A 17523-nucleotide genomic window follows, 5' to 3' on the forward strand; every position below is an offset into this window, starting at 1 on the left:
GACTTGCGAACTGCCGGTGTAGGATGCGCGCCCCTCGGGCGTCTAGCCGACCGATCCTTCGTTCCACAGCCTTTGGAACCCGAAATAGCTATGTCATCGCGTAAATTTGGACTCAACCTGGTGGTGGTTCTGGCAATCGCCGCCCTGTTCACCGGTTTCTGGGCGCTGATCAATCGCCCGGTTTCCGCGCCGAACTGGCCGGAGCAGATCTCCGGTTTCTCCTATTCGCCGTTCCAGCAGGGACAATATCCGCAAAAGGATCAGTACCCGACTGACGACGAGATGCGCCGCGACCTGGAGATCATGAGCAAGTTGACGGACAACATCCGCATCTACTCGGTCGACGGTTCGCTGCAAGACATCCCGAAACTGGCCGAAGAATTCGGCCTGCGTGTGACGCTGGGGATCTGGATCAGCCCCGATCAGGAGCGCAACGAACGGGAAATCCAGCGCGCCATCGAACTGGCCAATACCTCGCGCAGTGTGGTGCGCGTGGTGGTCGGTAACGAAGCGATCTTCCGCAAGGAAATCACCGCCGAACAACTCAGCGTGCTGCTCGATCGCGTGCGCGCAGCGGTGAAGGTACCGGTGACCACGTCGGAGCAATGGCACGTCTGGGAAGAACATCCAGAGCTGGCCAAGCACGTCGATCTGATCGCTGCGCACGTTCTGCCGTACTGGGAGTTCATTCCGGTCGACAAGGCTGGCCAGTTCGTTTTCGACCGTGCTCGCGATCTGAAAAAAATGTTCCCGAAAAAGCCGCTGCTGCTCTCCGAGGTCGGCTGGCCGAGCAACGGCCGCATGCGCGGTGGCGCCGATGCGTCGCCGGCGGATCAGGCGATCTACCTGCGCACACTGGTCAACAAGCTCAACCGCCAAGGCTTCAACTACTTCGTGATCGAGGCGTTTGACCAGCCGTGGAAGGCCAGCGACGAAGGCTCGGTCGGCGCGTACTGGGGCGTGTTCAACGCTGCGCGTCAGCAGAAATTCAACTTTGAAGGCCCGGTGGTCGCGATCCCGCAATGGCGCGTACTGGCGATCGGTTCGGTGGTGCTGGCGCTGTTGTCGCTGACCCTGCTGATGATCGACGGCTCGGCGCTGCGTCAGCGTGGGCGGATCTTCCTGACCTTTATCGCCTTCCTTTGCGGTTCGGTGCTGGTGTGGATCGGTTACGACTACAGCCTGCAATACAGCACGTGGTTCAGTTTGACGGTGGGCTTCCTCTTGGCGCTGGGTGCGCTTGGGGTGTTTATCGTCTTGCTGACGGAGGCGCATGAGCTGGCCGAAGCGGTGTGGATTCACAAGCGTCGGCGCGAGTTCCTGCCGGTCGAGGGCGACTCCAGCTATCGCCCGAAAGTCTCGATTCACGTGCCGTGCTACAACGAGCCGCCGGAGATGGTCAAACAGACCCTCGACGCACTGGCAGCGCTGGATTATCCGGACTACGAAGTCCTGATCATCGACAACAACACCAAGGATCCGGCGGTATGGGAGCCGGTACGCGACTACTGCGAAACCCTCGGTCCGCGCTTCAAGTTCTTCCACGTCTCGCCGCTGGCCGGTTTCAAGGGCGGTGCGCTGAACTACCTGATTCCGCACACCGCCAAGGATGCCGAAGTGATCGCCGTGATCGACTCCGATTACTGCGTGCACCCGAACTGGCTCAAGCACATGGTGCCGCACTTCGCCGATCCGAAAATCGCTGTGGTGCAATCGCCGCAGGATTATCGCGATCAGAACGAAAGCACCTTCAAAAAGCTCTGCTACGCCGAATACAAAGGCTTCTTCCACATCGGCATGGTCACTCGTAACGACCGTGACGCGATCATCCAGCACGGCACCATGACCATGACCCGTCGCTCGGTGCTGGAAGAGTTGGGTTGGGCTGACTGGTGCATCTGCGAAGACGCCGAACTCGGTCTGCGCGTGTTCGAAAAAGGCCTGTCGGCGGCGTATTACCACGACAGCTACGGCAAGGGCCTGATGCCGGATACGTTTATCGACTTCAAGAAACAGCGTTTCCGCTGGGCTTACGGTGCAATTCAGATCATCAAACGCCACACCGGCAGCCTGTTGCGCGGCAAGGACACCGAGCTGACCCGTGGCCAGCGCTATCACTTCCTCGCGGGCTGGTTGCCGTGGGTCGCGGACGGCATGAACATCTTCTTCACCGTCGGCGCGCTGTTGTGGTCGGCGGCGATGATTATCGTGCCGCAACGGGTCGATCCGCCGCTGCTGATCTTCGCAATTCCGCCGTTGGCGTTGTTCGTGTTCAAGGTCGGCAAGATCATCTTCCTCTACCGTCGCGCCGTCGGCGTGAACCTGAAAGATGCCTTCTGCGCGGCGCTGGCCGGGCTGGCGTTGTCGCACACCATCGCCAAAGCGGTGCTGTACGGCTTCTTCACCAGCAGCATTCCGTTCTTCCGTACGCCAAAAAACGCTGACAACCACGGCTTCTGGGTGGCGATTTCCGAAGCGCGGGAAGAGCTGTTCATCATGCTGCTGTTGTGGGGCGCGGCGCTGGGGATCTTTCTGGTCAACGGCATGCCGAGCAACGACATGCGTTTCTGGGTGGTGATGTTGCTGGTGCAGTCGCTGCCGTATCTGGCGGCGCTGATCATGGCGTTCCTGTCGTCGTTGCCGAAACCTGCGGCCAAGCCTGAGCCGGCGCCGGTCGTCTAAATCCTCATCGATGCACTAAACGGCGGCCAATGGTCGCCGTTTTGCTTTAAGATAACCGCCATTTTGCGGGGCTTGGCGGCGTTCGGCTCATTGGCCGAACCCAATTCCTGTAGGAGTGAGCCTGCTCGCGATAGCGGTGTAACAATCAATAGTTACGTTGACTGACACACCGCTATCGCGAGCAGGCTCACTCCTACAGTTAATCCGCGCCCACATTCATGATCTTCGGAGTTTTCCATGACGGCCCACGCCGACCTTTCGCCGACCCTCCAACTCGCCATCGACCTGATCCGCCGTCCTTCCGTGACGCCGGTCGACGCCGATTGCCAGAAGCAGATGATGCAGCGCCTGGGCGATGCCGGTTTCAGCCTCGAGCCGATGCGCATCGAAGATGTGGATAACTTCTGGGCGACCCACGGCGACAACGACGGCCCGGTGCTGTGCTTCGCCGGCCACACCGACGTGGTCCCGACCGGCCCGGTCACCGCGTGGCAGATCGACCCGTTCAACGCGCTGATCGATGAACACGGCATGCTCTGCGGCCGTGGCGCGGCGGACATGAAAGGCAGCCTGGCGTCGATGACCGTCGCCGCCGAGCGTTTCGTCACCGATTACCCGAACCACAAAGGCAAGGTCGCGTTCCTGATCACCAGCGACGAAGAAGGCCCGGCGCACCATGGCACCAAAGCAGTGGTCGAGCGTTTGGCCGCGCGTAATGAGCGTCTGGACTGGTGCATCGTCGGCGAACCGTCGAGCACCACCCTGGTTGGCGACGTGGTGAAAAACGGCCGTCGTGGCTCGCTGGGCGCCAAGCTCACGGTCAAAGGCATTCAGGGTCACGTCGCTTACCCGCATCTGGCGAAGAACCCGATCCACCTCGCCGCTCCGGCGCTGGCCGAACTGGCCGCCGAGCACTGGGATCACGGTAACGATTTCTTCCCGCCGACCAGTTTCCAGATTTCCAACGTCAACTCCGGCACCGGCGCGACCAACGTGATTCCGGGTGATCTGGTGGCGGTGTTCAACTTCCGTTTCTCCACCGAATCGACCGTCGAAGGCCTGCAGAAACGCGTGGCCGACATTCTCGACAAGCACGATCTGGACTGGCACATCGACTGGGCGCTGTCCGGCCTGCCGTTCCTCACCGAACCGGGCGCGCTGCTCGACGCGGTGTCGGCGAGCATCAAGGACATCACCGGTCGCGAGACCAAAGCGTCGACCAGCGGCGGCACCTCCGATGGCCGTTTCATCGCGACCATGGGCACGCAGGTTGTTGAACTGGGCCCGGTCAACGCGACCATTCACCAGGTCAACGAGCGCGTGCTGGCGGCGGATCTCGACGTACTGACCGAGATCTACTACCAGACAATGATCAAGTTGCTCGCCTGATGCTGGCTTGCCCCATTTGCAGTGAACCGCTGAACACAGTGGACAACGGCGTGGTCTGCCCGGCAGGCCATCGCTTCGACCGTGCGCGGCAGGGTTATCTGAACCTGCTGCCGGTGCAGCACAAGAACAGCCGCGACCCTGGCGACAACCAAGCCATGGTCGAGGCGCGTCGCGACTTCTTGAACGCTGGCCATTACGCGCCAGTAGCCAAGCGACTGGCCGAACTGGCGGCAAGTTATGCGCCGGATCGCTGGGTCGACATCGGTTGTGGCGAGGGTTATTACACCGCGCAGATCGCCGAGGCCTTGCCGAACGCCGATGGCTACGCGCTGGACATTTCCCGCGAGGCGGTCAAACGCGCGTGCAAACGTAACCCGGCGATTAGCTGGTTGATCGCCAGCATGGCCCGTGTGCCGTTGGCGTCGGGCAGTTGCCAGTTCCTCGCCAGCGTTTTCAGTCCTTTGGATTGGGAAGAAGCCAAGCGCCTTCTCAGTGTGGGCGGTGGCCTGATGAAAGTCGGTCCGACCAGCGGCCACTTGATGGAACTGCGCGAACGCCTGTACGACGAAGTGCGCGAATACACCGACGACAAGCACCTGGCCCTGGTGCCGGAAGGCATGGCGCTGGCGCACAGTGAAACCCTGGAATTCAAGCTGACCCTGACCAAGCCCGAGGATCGCGCCAACCTGTTGGCGATGACGCCCCACGGCTGGCGCGCCAGTGCCGAGCGTCGTGCGGCGGTGATCGAGCAGGCCGAGCCGTTCGAGACCACCGTGTCGATGCGCTACGATTATTTCGTTCTTCAATAACTTTTGGTCTCGGGCAAATGCCCGGGGCCGGCTAAATCCGCGAATGGATTTTTCAGACCCGCAGTGAGGACATCCATGCGCCAACCGGACATCGAGATTTACCTGAAAGACGCCGACGTCGACCACAAGGCCATTTCGGCCTGGCTGGGCGCCGCGTTGGGCCCGTGCAGCGACTGGGTACAGAAAGGCCAGACTTACAAGTGCAAGGCCGGCAACGTGCCGGTGACCTGGCTGCCGAAAGCCGTGGGCAAGTGGAACAGCCTGTACCTGGAAAGCGACCAGACCCCATGGGACGACGACATCGCCTGCGCGCGTGCAGCGTTTGCCGCGCTGAACGTGGAAGTGCGTTGCGCCCCGGGCACGTGGGTTGAAGAGGAAGGTGAGGAGACGGCGGATCGCTGGATGCGCATCAGCGAAGACGGTGAAGAAGAAATCACCTGGAAAACCGCTTAACAACAGGCAACGCAGATCCCATGTGGGAGCGAGCCTGCTCGCGAATGCGGTGTATCAGTCACCATTCATATCGACTGACACTACGCATTCGCGAGCAGGCTCGCTCCCACAGTGGTTTTCAGCGACTTACAGGCCTACAACGTCTTCCGCCTGCAAACCCTTCTCGCCAGTAATCACTGCGTATTCAACCTGCTGGCCTTCGGTCAGCGACCGATGCCCTTCGCCGCGAATCGCGCGGTAGTGCACGAACACGTCCACCCCGTCTTCGCGCTGGATAAAGCCGTAGCCTTTGGCGTCGTTGAACCACTTCACGTTGCCGGTTTCACGTGTTGCCATCTGTTCATACTCCTTTTTTATTATTGGACAGGCTTTTCGCAGGAAAGCCTTTGCGGAACGTCAGCCTGCGTCCGACGTCCATAAAAGGGCCTCGGCGACAGACCGCCGAGTATATGACAGGCGCAAAAAGACTCAACAGGAGATTACTTCGCCGCTTTTTTGCCGATTTTCAGCGAATCCGGCACACTATCGACCGCCCGAGCATCTGCTCGGTTTTATTCACTCACGCAGAAGCCGTATGACCCGTTCCCCGTTTCGCCGTCTTGTGTTTGGCACCTTGCGCCGACTGTTGTACCTCTGGGTTCGCTCGGAGACGATCAACCAGTCGTCGTTCACCCTCAACCTCGACCGCAGTCGTCCGGTGTTCTACGTCCTGCAAAACCCTTCGCTGACCGATCTGGCCGTGCTCGACACCGAGTGCACCAAGGCCGGTCTGCCGCGTCCGGTACTGCCGGTGTCGGTGGGTTCGCTGATCGAACCGGCGGCGTTCTTCTACCTGACGCCGGATCCGGACTGGCTCGGTCGCCAGGACAAACGCGGCGCACCGCCGACCTTGACCCGACTGGTCAGCGCCCTCACCCAGAACGCTGCCGAAGACGCTCAGATCATTCCTGTCAGCGTGTTCTGGGGCCAATCGCCGGACAGCGAAAACAGTCCGTGGAAGCTATTGTTCGCCGACAGCTGGGCCGTCACCGGGCGCCTGCGTCGGCTGCTGAGCATCATCGTGCTCGGGCGTAAAACCCGTGTGCAGTTCTCCGCGCCGATCCACCTGCGTGAACTGATCGAGCACAACAAGGGTCACGAACGCACCGTGCGCATGGCCCAGCGCATCCTCCGCGTGCACTTCCGCAATCTGAAAGCAGCGGTCATTGGCCCGGACATTTCCCACCGCCGAAATCTGGTCAAAGGCTTGCTCAACCAGCCATTGGTCAAACAAGCGATCCTCGACGAAGCCGAGCGCGAAAACATCTCCCCGGAGAAGGCCAAGGCTCAGGCCTTGCGCTACGGCAACGAGATCGCCTCGGACTACACCTACACCGCGATCCGCTTTCTGGAAGTGGTGCTGAGCTGGTTCTGGAACAAGATCTACGACGGCATCAAGGTCAACCACATCGAAGGCGTGCAGAAGGTCGCCCAGGGTCACGAAGTGATCTACGTGCCGTGCCACCGCAGCCACATCGACTACCTGCTGCTCTCGTATTTGCTGTTCCGCAACGGCCTGACCCCGCCGCACATCGCCGCCGGGATCAACCTGAACATGCCGGTGATCGGCAGCCTGCTGCGCCGTGGCGGCGCGTTCTTCATGCGCCGCACGTTCAAGGGCAACCCGCTATACACCTCGGTGTTCAACGAATACCTGCACACCCTGTTCACCAAAGGTTTCCCGGTCGAGTACTTCGTCGAGGGCGGCCGTTCGCGCACCGGGCGCATGCTGCAACCGAAAACCGGCATGCTCGCCATTACGATGCGCAGCTTCCTGCGTTCGTCGCGGATGCCGATCGTGTTTGTGCCGGTGTACATCGGTTACGAACGCGTGCTGGAAGGTCGTACCTATCTTGGCGAGTTGCGCGGGGCGAGCAAGAAGAAAGAATCGATCTTTGATATTTTCAAAGTCATCGGCGCGCTCAAGCAGCGTTTCGGTCAGGTCGCAGTGAACTTCGGTGAGCCAATCAAACTGGCCGAATTCCTCGACGCCGAGCAACCGGACTGGCGCCAGCAGGAACTCGGCCCGCAGTACAAACCGGCGTGGCTCAACGAAACCACCAATCGTCTCGGCGAGAAAGTCGCGCAGCATCTGAACGAAGCGGCGGCGATCAACCCGGTCAACCTGGTGGCGCTGGCGCTGCTCTCGACCACGCGTCTGGCGCTGGATGATCGCGCCATGGCACGGGTGCTGGATCTGTACCTGGCGCTGCTGCGCAAGGTTCCCTATTCGCCGCACACCACGCTGCCAGAAGGCGACGGCCGCGCGCTGATCGAGCATGTGAAGGACATGGACCTGCTCGCCGAGCAGAACGATGCGCTGGGCAAGATTCTCTATCTGGACGAGCAGAACGCCGTCCTGATGACCTACTACCGCAACAATGTGCTGCACATCTTCGCCCTGCCGGCGCTGCTGGCGAGCTTCTTCCAGAGCGCTTCGCGCATGAGCCGCGAACAGATCCTGCGCTACACCCGCGCGCTGTATCCGTACCTGCAATCGGAACTGTTCATTCGCTGGACGCTGGACGAACTGGACGGTGTGGTTGATCAGTGGCTCGAAGCATTCGTCGAGCAAGGCCTGCTGCGTTTCGAGAAGGATGTTTATCTGCGTCCAGCGCCAAGTTCGCGGCATTTCGTCCTGCTGACGCTGCTGTCGAAGAGCATCGCCCAGACCTTGCAGCGTTTCTACATGACCGTGTCCTTGCTGCTCAACAGCGGCCAGAACAGCATCAGCGCCGAAGAACTGGAAGACCTCTGCACCGTCATGGCTCAACGCCTGTCGATCCTCCACGGTCTGAATGCGCCGGAGTTCTTCGACAAGAGCCTGTTCCGCCACTTCATCCAGACGATGCTCGACCTCGACGTGCTGCGCCGCGACGAGGCCGGCAAACTGAGTTATCACGAGCTGCTCGGCGAACTCGCCGAAGGTGCAGCCAAACGCGTATTGCCGGCGGAGATTCGCCTGTCGATCCGCCAGGTTGCGCTGCATCGCAGTGAAGATGCTGCCGATCAGGTCGTCGCTCAACCCGAGACCTGATGCAAACCGGGTGGGAGCGAGCTTGTTCGCGAAGGTAGAGTGTCAGTCGACATCTCAGTGACTGAAATACCGCTTTCGCGAGCAGGTCGAATCGTCGCACCGTCGCTCCCATATTCAAAGGAGATGCACCATGAAAAAACTACTAACCCTCGCCGCCGCCACACTGTTGAGCGCCTGCCAATCGACCAGTCCCGCCGGCAAGGTCGGCCTCGACGGTGAAGTGTTCTACCTGCAGCGCATCGCCCTGCCACCTAGTGCGACCCTCAGCGTCAGCCTGCAAGACGTCTCGCAGGCCGATGCGCCGGCCGTCGTGCTGGACGAGCAAAAAGGCCCGATCAAAGGCCAGGTGCCGCTGCCCTTCCACTTGAGCTACGATCCGGCCCAAGTCAAACCGGGCCACCGTTACTCGGTCAGCGCGCGCATTGAAGTTAACGGCGAACTGATGTTCATCACCACCGAAAACCACGCCGTGCAACTCGACGGCAACGACCCGCAGCCGCTGAAAATCCGCGTCGACGCCGTTCGTTAATTCATTTTCCGCAGCCCTTTTCCGCAACAAGGAAGCCGCCATGTTCCGCCCTACCCTTCGCTTCGCCGGCCTGTGCGCAGGCCTGATGATCTCCGCCAGCGCCATGGCTCTGTCGCTCAGTGACCTGTCGCAAAAAGACGCCACCGGCGGCCTCAAGGATGCCCTGACCCAAGGCGCGCAAATCGCCGTCAAACAACTCGGCACACCCGGCGGTTTCAGCAACAACCCTGAGGTGAAGATCGAACTGCCGGGCAAACTCGGCAAAGCCGCGAGCAAGATGAAAGCCTTCGGCATGGGCGCTCAGGTTGAAGAACTGGAAACCGCGATGAACAAGGCTGCGGAAAGCGCCGTGACCCAGGCCCAGCCAATCCTCGTCGACGCCGTGAAAAAAATGAGCGTGGAAGACGCCAAAGGCATCCTCAGCGGCGGCAAGGATTCGGCCACGCAATACCTCGACAAATCCAGCCGCGAACAGATCCGCGCCAAGTTCCTGCCGATCGTCAAACAGGCGACCGACAAGGTTGGCGTAGCGCAGAAGTACAACTCGTTCGCGGGCCAGGCCGCTGCGTTTGGCGTTGTCGATGCGAAGAGCGCCAACGTTGAAAACTACGTCACCGAGCAAGCGCTGAATGGCCTGTTCGAGATGATCGGCAAACAGGAAGAAACCATCCGCCAGAACCCGGCCGCTGCGGCGACCAGTCTGGCGAAGAAGGTGTTCGGCACGCTTTAAGCAGTCGTAACACGGGGGCGATTCGATTCGCTCCCGTGCTTCCCTCCACGTACAGAACTACGTAAAAAAAATACCCACTCGCGCCCCATCTTCCTTCTCTCAAAAAGCTGCAACTGGTCCAGCCCCTCCAGAGCCGAAGTCGCCTCGCTGTACGAGCAACCAAAATTTTCCGCCACATTATTCGCTGTGAACTCCTTCGCCTCCCCGCTTTTTGCCGCCTGATACACCGCGCGCTGTTTTTCCGTCATCTGATCGAAGTAGCCAGAATTCGTCAGCCAGCGCTCGAACTCTTCGGTGTAGGCCACGCTCTTGCGGTAAACATCGGCAAACCCGAGCACCGCTCGCTGGATCACCGAACACTGGAATTCGATGAAGTACGTCAGATCCAGTTCATCCGCCTCGGTGTGCAGGTATGAACGTCCATATTTCACTGGCGCATTACGCAGTAACAAACTGATCGCTATGTAGCGAAACGCCGCAAATTCATTCTTGAACATGAACCAGTAAAACAACGCCCTGGCGACTCGCCCATTGCCGTCGCGAAAGGGATGTTCGTAGCCCAAGGCAAAATGCAGTGTGATCGCCTTGATCAGTGGATGCAGGTAGCTCGTCTCTTGCGGTGAGCCTTCGGGCAGGTTGATCCAGTGCGACAGCCTCTCCAGCCGCGTGGCCAATCCTGTCGCAGGTGGTGGCCGGTGCACGGTGTTGCCCGCCCCATCCTGAACGACCACTTCGTCGTTGGTTCTGAACACCCCGGGTGAATACTGCTCGTCATCGATGCCCTCGACCCCCACCCGATGAATCGCTGCGATCAAATCCACGCTCATGGGTTCGAAACGTCTCTCCCAGGCAAAATTCATCATCCGGTAATTACCCATCACCATGCGCTCATCCGGAGTACGGGGCTGGCGCCGCTGCTTGAGCATGTCCTTGGCCACACGCGTAGTCGTCGCAGCGCCTTCCAGCTGACTGCTGGCGATGGCTTCATCTTCGATCAAATCGTTAAGCAGATAACTGAAATGTGCCCGTTCGCCGATCTGGCTGGTCATGTATTCCAGCGCCGCCGTACTGGCCTGCCGATCCACAATTGAGATGGTTTTCTGTGCCAGCGGCGTCAACAGATACTTCCCCCACTGCACAGGCTCGCCCAGTGGCAGAAGGTTGATGTATTGGGCCGCCCGCGCCTTCTTGACCAACGCCCAGCACAGTCTGGCATCCAGCCCCGCCGCCCAGCGATAACGCAACGCTTCAAATGGCAGATAACGACCTTGATCATCGAGCGGCTTGAGCAGCGCAAGATAGTCCGCCAGACGATGCTTGTGGGGCGGGTGCACCAACAAATCAAACACCGGGTCGGATCGGCCCTTCAAGGGTGGAGGCTTTTTCATCAAGGCGGGCTCAAGGACTCTGGAAAAGCAGAGGCTTGAGTACAGCACTCGCGGCACCCAGGTTCAATATCGGAGGTTTCTGAAAAAAATGTAGGAAGTGGCGGAGGCAGAGCGGGGTTTGGATAGTCAGCTAGAGACTGGTCGGCTGTCAGGCCGCCTTCGCGAGCAGGCTCGCTCCCACAGAAGAGCCAGAGCAAATCGCTTCTGCTCCTCACCACTCAACACAATGAGCGTTAGCTCGCGTACAGCTTTTGATCTGAAGGCCCGTCGGCAGGCTGAGTGGAGGGATTGATCCGGGGGTGGGAGCGCAGCGACCGTTCGACGAAGTCGAACACATCGAAAGGAGGTGCAGCGAAGCAAACCGTAGGCGATGCCCCCGGATCGATCCCGGAGCGAAGGAACCCCGAGCCCCAGCGAGTGGGCCGAACGTCAGGGCGCAGACCTTTGGTTCCTTTGGGGCGTTTGGAAAAGGTGACTCGCCGTAAGGGCGAAACCGCCAGCCGCAGCACCCGCGGAAACGGATATGCACCCAAAACCCCAAGAACATGGTCGGCCCGAAGGCCGCCACGTCACAAAACAATCAAGCGTCCCTACGCACCCGGAACCAAGCCGCATACAACGCCGGCAAAAACAACAGCGTCAACGCAGTCGCAACAATCAACCCACCCATGATCGCCACCGCCATCGGCCCAAAAAACACACTGCGCGACAACGGAATCATCGCCAGCACCGCCGCCAAAGCCGTCAACACAATCGGCCTGAAGCGTCGAACCGTAGCCTCGATAATCGCCTGCCAAGGCTTAAGCCCCGAAGCAATATCCTGTTCAATCTGATCCACCAGAATCACCGAATTACGCATGATCATCCCTGACAGCGCAATCGTGCCCAACATCGCCACAAACCCGAACGGCTGACGGAACACCATCAAGAACAACGTCACCCCGATCAACCCCAAAGGCGCCGTCAAAAACACCATCGCCGTACGCGAAAAACTGCGCAACTGCACCATCAGCAACGTCAGCACCACGACGATGAACATCGGCACCCCGGCATTCACCGACTTCTGCCCACGCTCGGAATCCTCCACCGTGCCGCCAACATCCAACAGATAACCATCCGGCAACTCGGCCCGAATCGAATCCAGCGTCGGCATGATCTGCTTGACCAACGTCGCCGGCTGCTCCTTGCCATAAATATCGGCGCGCACGGTCACGTTCGGCAGCCGATTGCGATGCCAGATAATCCCCTCCTCAAAGCCGTATTCCAGCGTGGCAATCTGCGACAACGCCACACTGCGGCCGTTATCCGTCGGCACCGCCAGACTCGGCAACAACGACAACTCAGTGCGCTCATGCACCGTGCCGCGCAGCAGAATCTCGATCAACTCATTGTCTTCGCGGTACTGACTGACACTCGACCCGGTCAACGAACTCTGCAGGAATTTCGCCAGATTGGCTGTGCTCACACCCAGCGCCCGAGCACGATCCTGATCGATATTCAGATAAACAACCTTGCTCGGTTCTTCCCAATCCAGATGCACGTTGACCACATGCGGATTCTCGCGAACCTTGGCCGCCACTTTGCGCGCCAACGCGCGGACCTCTTCGATGTGTTCGCCGGTGACGCGGAACTGCACCGGATAGCCAACCGGCGGACCGTTTTCCAGACGTGTGACCCGCGAACGCAATGTCGGAAACTGCTCGTTAAGCGTTTCAATCAACCACGTGCGCAGCGCTTCCCGCTCCTCGATGGTTTTCGCCAAGACCACAAACTGCGCGAAGCTGGCCGCCGGCAATTGCTGATCCAGCGGCAGATAGAAACGCGGCGAACCGGTGCCAACGTACGCCACGTAATTATCGATGCCGGCGTGATCCTTGAGCATCGCCTCCAGTCGTTTCACCTCACCAGTGGTATTAGCCAGCGACGCGCCTTCAGCCAGTTTCAGATCAACCATCAACTCCAGCCGATTGGAGGCCGGGAAAAACTGCTGCGGGACGAAACGGAACAACATCACCGAGGCAATAAACAGCCCCACCGTCAGCACGATCACGGTCTTGCGATGCGCCACGCACCACTCCACCAAGCGCCGAACCCGCTGATAAAACGGCGTGCCATACGGATCCGGCTGACCGTCACCCGTGCCATGTTTGGCTGCATGAATTTTCGCCAGATCCGGCAGGAGTTTTTCCCCCAGATACGGCACGAACACCACCGCCGCCACCCAGGACGCGAGCAACGCAATGGTCACCACTTGAAAGATCGAGCGGGTGTACTCGCCGGTACCGGACTGCGCGGTGGCAATCGGCAGAAACCCGGCGGCGGTGATCAACGTACCGGTGAGCATCGGGAACGCGGTGCTGGTCCAGGCGTAGCTCGCTGCACGGATGCGATCGAAGCCCTGCTCCATTTTAATCGCCATCATTTCCACGGCGATGATCGCGTCGTCCACCAACAAGCCCAGCGCCAACACCAATGCGCCAAGGGAGATCTTGTGCAGGCCGATGCCGAGGTAATACATGCAGGCGAAGGTCATCGCCAGCACCAATGGAATGGTCAGTGCCACGACCATGCCGGTGCGCACGCCGAGGGAGAAGAAGCTCACCAGCAAGACAATCGCCAGCGCCTCGACCAGCACCTGGACGAACTCGCCGACCCCGGTTTTCACCGCCGCCGGCTGGTCAGAAACCTTGCGCAATTGCATGCCGGCCGGAAGGTTTTTCTGGATGCGCGAGAACTCGCCTTCCAGCGCTTTACCGAGCACCAGAATGTCGCCGCCATCCTTCATCGCCACCGCGAGACCAATCGCATCTTCGCCCATGAAACGCATGCGCGGCGCCGGTGGGTCGTTGAAACCGCGACGCACATCGGCGACATCGGAGATGCGGAACGTACGATCGCCGACGCGGATCGGGAAGTTTTTTATCTCATCGACTGTCTGAAAATTCCCCGAGACCCGTAGCTGCAAGCGCTCGCTACCGGTTTCAAAGAACCCGGCGGTGGACACCGCGTTCTGCTCTTGCAGCGCTTGTTGTACCGCCGACAGCGGCAGGCCGAGGGTCGCCAATTTGACGTTGGACAGTTCGACCCAGATTTTCTCGTCCTGCAAACCGAGCAGGTCGACCTTGCCGACATCCTTGACCCGCTGTAGCTGGATCTGGATACGGTCGGCGTAATCCTTGAGCACCGCGTAATCGAAACCGTCACCGGTCAGCGCATAGATATTGCCGAACGTGGTGCCGAATTCATCATTGAAGAACGGCCCCTGTATATCCGGTGGCAAGGTCTGGCGAATATCGCTGACCTTCTTGCGCACCTGATACCAGAGGTCGGGAATTTCCTTGGAGTGCATCGAGTCGCGGGCAATGAACGTCACTTGCGATTCACCGGGGCGCGAGAACGACACGATGCGTTCGTACTCGCCGGTTTCCATCAGTTTCTTTTCAATGCGTTCGGTGACCTGACGCGAGACTTCCTGCGCGGTCGCCCCCGGCCATCGGGTCTGGATGACCATGGCTTTAAAGGTAAACGGCGGGTCCTCACTCTGGCCAAGTTTGGTGTAGGACAGCGCACCGACGATGGCCAGTAAAAGCATCAGGAACAGTACGATCTGGCGATTACGCAGCGCCCATTCGGAAAGGTTGAAGCGCATCGGGGCTTACTCCTTGTCCGCCAGATTGACCACACGGTTGGAGCGATCCACCGGACGCACCTGCTGACCTTCGAGCAGCACATGCACACCGGCAGCGACCACCCAGTCGCTGGCGTTCAGGCCTTCGAGCACCGGCACGCTTTTCTCGCCGAACGGGCCAACGCGCACCGGGGTTTTCTTCAAGGTGTTGTTGCCGTTGACGACCCAGACGTAGGTAGCGCCGTTTTCGGCGGTGAGTGCCGAGAGCGGCACCGACAGGGAAACGCTGTCGGCCGATTGCACAAATACACGGGCGCTCTGGCCCAGTTCAGCCGGGACTTTGCCGCCGGTGAAGGAAATACGTGCAGCAAAGGTGCGTGAGCGTGGATCGGCGGCGGGCGACAGTTCGCGGATCTGTCCGGCGAAGCGCTGGTTCTGTTGCGTCCACAGCTCGACTGTCACTGGCTGACCGACCTTGAAGCGGCCGAAGCTCTGCTCCGGCAGGCTGATCAGCACTTCGCGTTCGCCATCGGTGGCGAGGGTAAACACGGTTTGCCCGGCGGCGACGACCTGCCCCACCTCGACCGAACGCTTGGCCACCACGCCATCCTGCGGCGCACGCAGCACCGCGTAACTGGCCTGATTGGTCGAAACGTTGAATTCAGCTTTGATTTGTTTGAGACGGGCTTCACCGGAGCGGTAAAGGTTCTCCGCATTGTCGTAAGCCGAGCGGCTGACCATCTGCCGGTCCATCAGGGTCTTGTAGCGATCACGCTCGGCGCGCACCAGATTGAGATTGGCTTCGGCGGCGGCGACTTGGGCGCGGGTGGCTTCCAGTTGCAGGCGTACATCTTGCGGATCGAGTTCGGCGAGTGGCTGATCGGCCTTCACGCGCTGACCTTCATCGACCAGTCGTCGGCTGACTTTGCCGCCAATGCGAAAGGCCAGATCGGGTTCATAGCGGGCGCGCACCTCGCCCGGATAACTTTCCATGGCCTGCGCCGAAGGCTCTGGCTGCACCACCATGGCCGGTCGCACGGTGACTTGCGTCGCCTCTTCCTGACCACACGCTGACAAAAGGAACGCCAGACTCACTGGCAACGCGAGGGACAACGCATGGCGGAACATGGTGACGGACCTTTCGCTAATGGTGCTTGGAATAATTATACTGGCGGGCATGTTATTAATAGCAAACTCACCAGTCCAGTAATAAAAGCGAAGAATGTCGAACAATCTTTCAGCTCCAAACGGTCCGGGCCGCCCGAAGGATCTGGCCAAGCGCCAAGCCATCCTCGACGCGGCGAAAATTCTGTTTCTGAGTCATGGCTATGCCAACACCAGCATGGACGCGGTCGCCAGCGAGGCGGGCGTGTCGAAGCTGACGGTCTACAGCCATTTCAACGACAAGGAGACGCTGTTCTCCGCCGCCGTCGTGGCCAAGTGCGAGGAGCAATTACCGCCGCTGTTCTTCGAATTGCCCGAAGGCATCGCTGTGGAAAATGTGTTGCTGAACATTGCGCGAGGCTTTCATCACCTGATCAACAGTGATGAGTCGGTGAACTTGCACCGCTTGATCATGGCGCTGGGCAGTCAGGACCCGAAGCTGTCGCTGATCTTCTTCGAGGCGGGTCCGCAGCGCATGGTGCAGGGCATGGAGCGGTTGTTGACGCGCATTCACGAGACAGGCGCGCTGAGCATCGATCTGCCGCGCAATGCGGCTGAGCATTTCTTCTGCCTGATCAAGGGCGCGGGGAATTTTCGATTGTTGTATGGCTGTGGGGAGCCGTTGAGCGAAGAGGCTGCAGAGAGCCATATTCAGGAAGTGGTGGCTTTGTTTATGCGGGCGTACAAACCTTAGCTTCTGCGCTGTTTGGGCTGGCCCTATCGCGAGCAGGCTCACTCCTACAGTGGATTTGTGTGCACCACAGATCAATTGTAGGAGTGAGCCTGCTCGCGATAGGAGCGACTCTGTTTTAAGGCTTGAGCGCTTTCTTCGGATAAATGTCATAGCGGCTCGATTTTCCATCCAGCGCATGACTCGGCTTCGGCCCCTCAATGCACGGCGCCTTGCGCGGCCGCTTGACCACCACCCGGTGCGTCGCCAACGCCAACGCGGCTTCGAGCAACGCCGGGGCATCCGGATCATCCCCCACCAACGGCCGGAACAGGCGCATTTCCTTCTTCACCAGCGCGGTCTTCTCACGGTGCGGAAACATCGGATCGAGATAAATCACCTGTGGCGGCTCGCCTTCCCAGTTCTGCATGACCTCGATGGAGTTGCCCTTGAGCAATTTCATCCGCGCCACGATCGGTGCCACGTCGAAATCCTCCGCCGCCCGTGCCAGACCATCTTCCAGCAGCGCGCCAATCAGCGGCTGGCGCTCGATCAGGCTCATTTCGCAACCGAGACTGGCCAGCACGAACGCGTCCTTGCCCAGCCCCGCCGTCGCATCCAGCACGCGCGGGCGCACGCCTTGGGCGATACCGACAGCCTTGGCAATCATCTGCCCGCTGCCGCCGCCATATAGGCGCCGATGCGCCGCGCCGCCCTCAACGAAGTCGACGCGCACCGGTCCCGGCGCATCCGGGCCGAGCTGTTGCAACTGCAAACCCTGCTCGCCGACCTGCAAGGCAAACTCGCCGTCCGCCACTGCAAGCGGCAGACCGAGGCGCTCGGCCCACTGCTCGGCTTGCGCTTCATACGTCGCGCCAAGGGCTTCGACATGGATGCGGCAGGCCGCGGGTTGTTCGATCATGGAAAACACGCTCAAAAATTCAAGGATCGGCAAAAACCGCCGATAATTCATTCAACGCGCATTTTGCCAGAGCTGAGCGTCAA

The 17523-nt window shown here is 60.0% G+C and carries 13 protein-coding genes; 8 read left to right on the forward strand and 5 right to left on the reverse strand.

The features are described 5' to 3' along the window. The first annotated feature begins 90 nt into the window (after window positions 1-90). The 4 genes from ACI514_RS19740 (at window position 91) to ACI514_RS19755 (ending at window position 5333) form a co-directional block, all read left to right on the forward strand. Window positions 91-2682, forward strand: coding sequence for a glycosyltransferase (locus tag ACI514_RS19740; protein WP_160056197.1), 2592 nt, complete (start codon window positions 91-93; stop codon window positions 2680-2682). Window positions 2683-2919: 237 nt separating this feature from the next. After that, window positions 2920-4071, forward strand: coding sequence for a succinyl-diaminopimelate desuccinylase (dapE, locus tag ACI514_RS19745; RefSeq protein WP_160056195.1), 1152 nt, complete (start codon window positions 2920-2922; stop codon window positions 4069-4071). Then, complete coding sequence (locus ACI514_RS19750; protein ID WP_405122236.1) at window positions 4071-4880, forward strand: putative RNA methyltransferase; 810 nt, start codon at window positions 4071-4073, stop codon at window positions 4878-4880. The genes dapE and ACI514_RS19750 overlap by 1 nt, the downstream gene beginning before the upstream one ends. A 75-nt stretch (window positions 4881-4955) precedes the next feature. Then, a complete protein-coding gene (locus ACI514_RS19755) occupies window positions 4956-5333 on the forward strand; it encodes a hypothetical protein (RefSeq protein WP_016985110.1) in 378 nt (125 codons plus the stop codon). Between the two features lie 126 nt (window positions 5334-5459). On the opposite strand, the gene ACI514_RS19760 is transcribed toward ACI514_RS19755, so the two are convergent. Then, complete coding sequence (locus ACI514_RS19760; RefSeq protein ID WP_007908870.1) at window positions 5460-5669, reverse strand: cold-shock protein; 210 nt, start codon at window positions 5667-5669, stop codon at window positions 5460-5462. A 238-nt stretch (window positions 5670-5907) separates the two neighbouring features. Here ACI514_RS19760 and plsB point away from each other — a divergent pair, with 238 nt between their 5' ends. The 3 genes from plsB to ACI514_RS19775 all read left to right on the forward strand — a co-directional run bounded on the left by plsB (window position 5908) and on the right by ACI514_RS19775 (window position 9668). Beyond that, window positions 5908-8409, forward strand: a complete 2502-nt coding sequence (gene plsB, locus ACI514_RS19765) for a glycerol-3-phosphate 1-O-acyltransferase PlsB (RefSeq protein WP_212622879.1) — start codon at window positions 5908-5910, stop codon at window positions 8407-8409. 130 nt (window positions 8410-8539) lie between these two features. Beyond that, window positions 8540-8938, forward strand: coding sequence for a YbaY family lipoprotein (locus tag ACI514_RS19770; protein ID WP_405122237.1), 399 nt, complete (start codon window positions 8540-8542; stop codon window positions 8936-8938). Between the two features lie 40 nt (window positions 8939-8978). Further along, entirely contained in the window at window positions 8979-9668 is a 690-nt protein-coding gene (locus ACI514_RS19775) for a DUF4197 domain-containing protein (protein ID WP_160056185.1), read from the forward strand. On the opposite strand, the gene ACI514_RS19780 is transcribed toward ACI514_RS19775, so the two are convergent. From ACI514_RS19780 to ACI514_RS19790, 3 genes are all read right to left on the reverse strand, one after another. Then, window positions 9665-11056: a Fic family protein gene (locus tag ACI514_RS19780; RefSeq protein ID WP_405122238.1), complete on the reverse strand. Its 1392-nt coding sequence runs from the start codon at window positions 11054-11056 to the stop codon at window positions 9665-9667. The two genes, ACI514_RS19775 and ACI514_RS19780, sit on opposite strands and share 4 nt — an antisense overlap. Window positions 11057-11636: 580 nt before the next feature. Next, window positions 11637-14705: an efflux RND transporter permease subunit gene (locus tag ACI514_RS19785; RefSeq protein WP_160056181.1), complete on the reverse strand. Its 3069-nt coding sequence runs from the start codon at window positions 14703-14705 to the stop codon at window positions 11637-11639. Window positions 14706-14711: 6 nt separating this feature from the next. Continuing rightward, complete coding sequence (locus ACI514_RS19790) at window positions 14712-15812, reverse strand: efflux RND transporter periplasmic adaptor subunit (RefSeq protein ID WP_160056179.1); 1101 nt, start codon at window positions 15810-15812, stop codon at window positions 14712-14714. A gap of 94 nt (window positions 15813-15906) precedes the next feature. On the opposite strand from ACI514_RS19790, the gene ACI514_RS19795 reads away from it, so the two are divergent. Then, window positions 15907-16542, forward strand: a complete 636-nt coding sequence (locus ACI514_RS19795; RefSeq protein ID WP_160056177.1) for a TetR/AcrR family transcriptional regulator — start codon at window positions 15907-15909, stop codon at window positions 16540-16542. A gap of 115 nt (window positions 16543-16657) precedes the next feature. Here the strand turns inward: ACI514_RS19795 and ACI514_RS19800 are convergent, their stop codons facing one another. Then, a complete protein-coding gene (locus ACI514_RS19800; RefSeq protein WP_405122239.1) occupies window positions 16658-17440 on the reverse strand; it encodes a class I SAM-dependent methyltransferase in 783 nt (260 codons plus the stop codon). Window positions 17441-17523: the final 83 nt, after the last annotated feature.

Source organism: Pseudomonas sp. M20 (assembly GCF_045037865.1).
In the GTDB taxonomy this organism is placed as follows: domain Bacteria; phylum Pseudomonadota; class Gammaproteobacteria; order Pseudomonadales; family Pseudomonadaceae; genus Aquipseudomonas.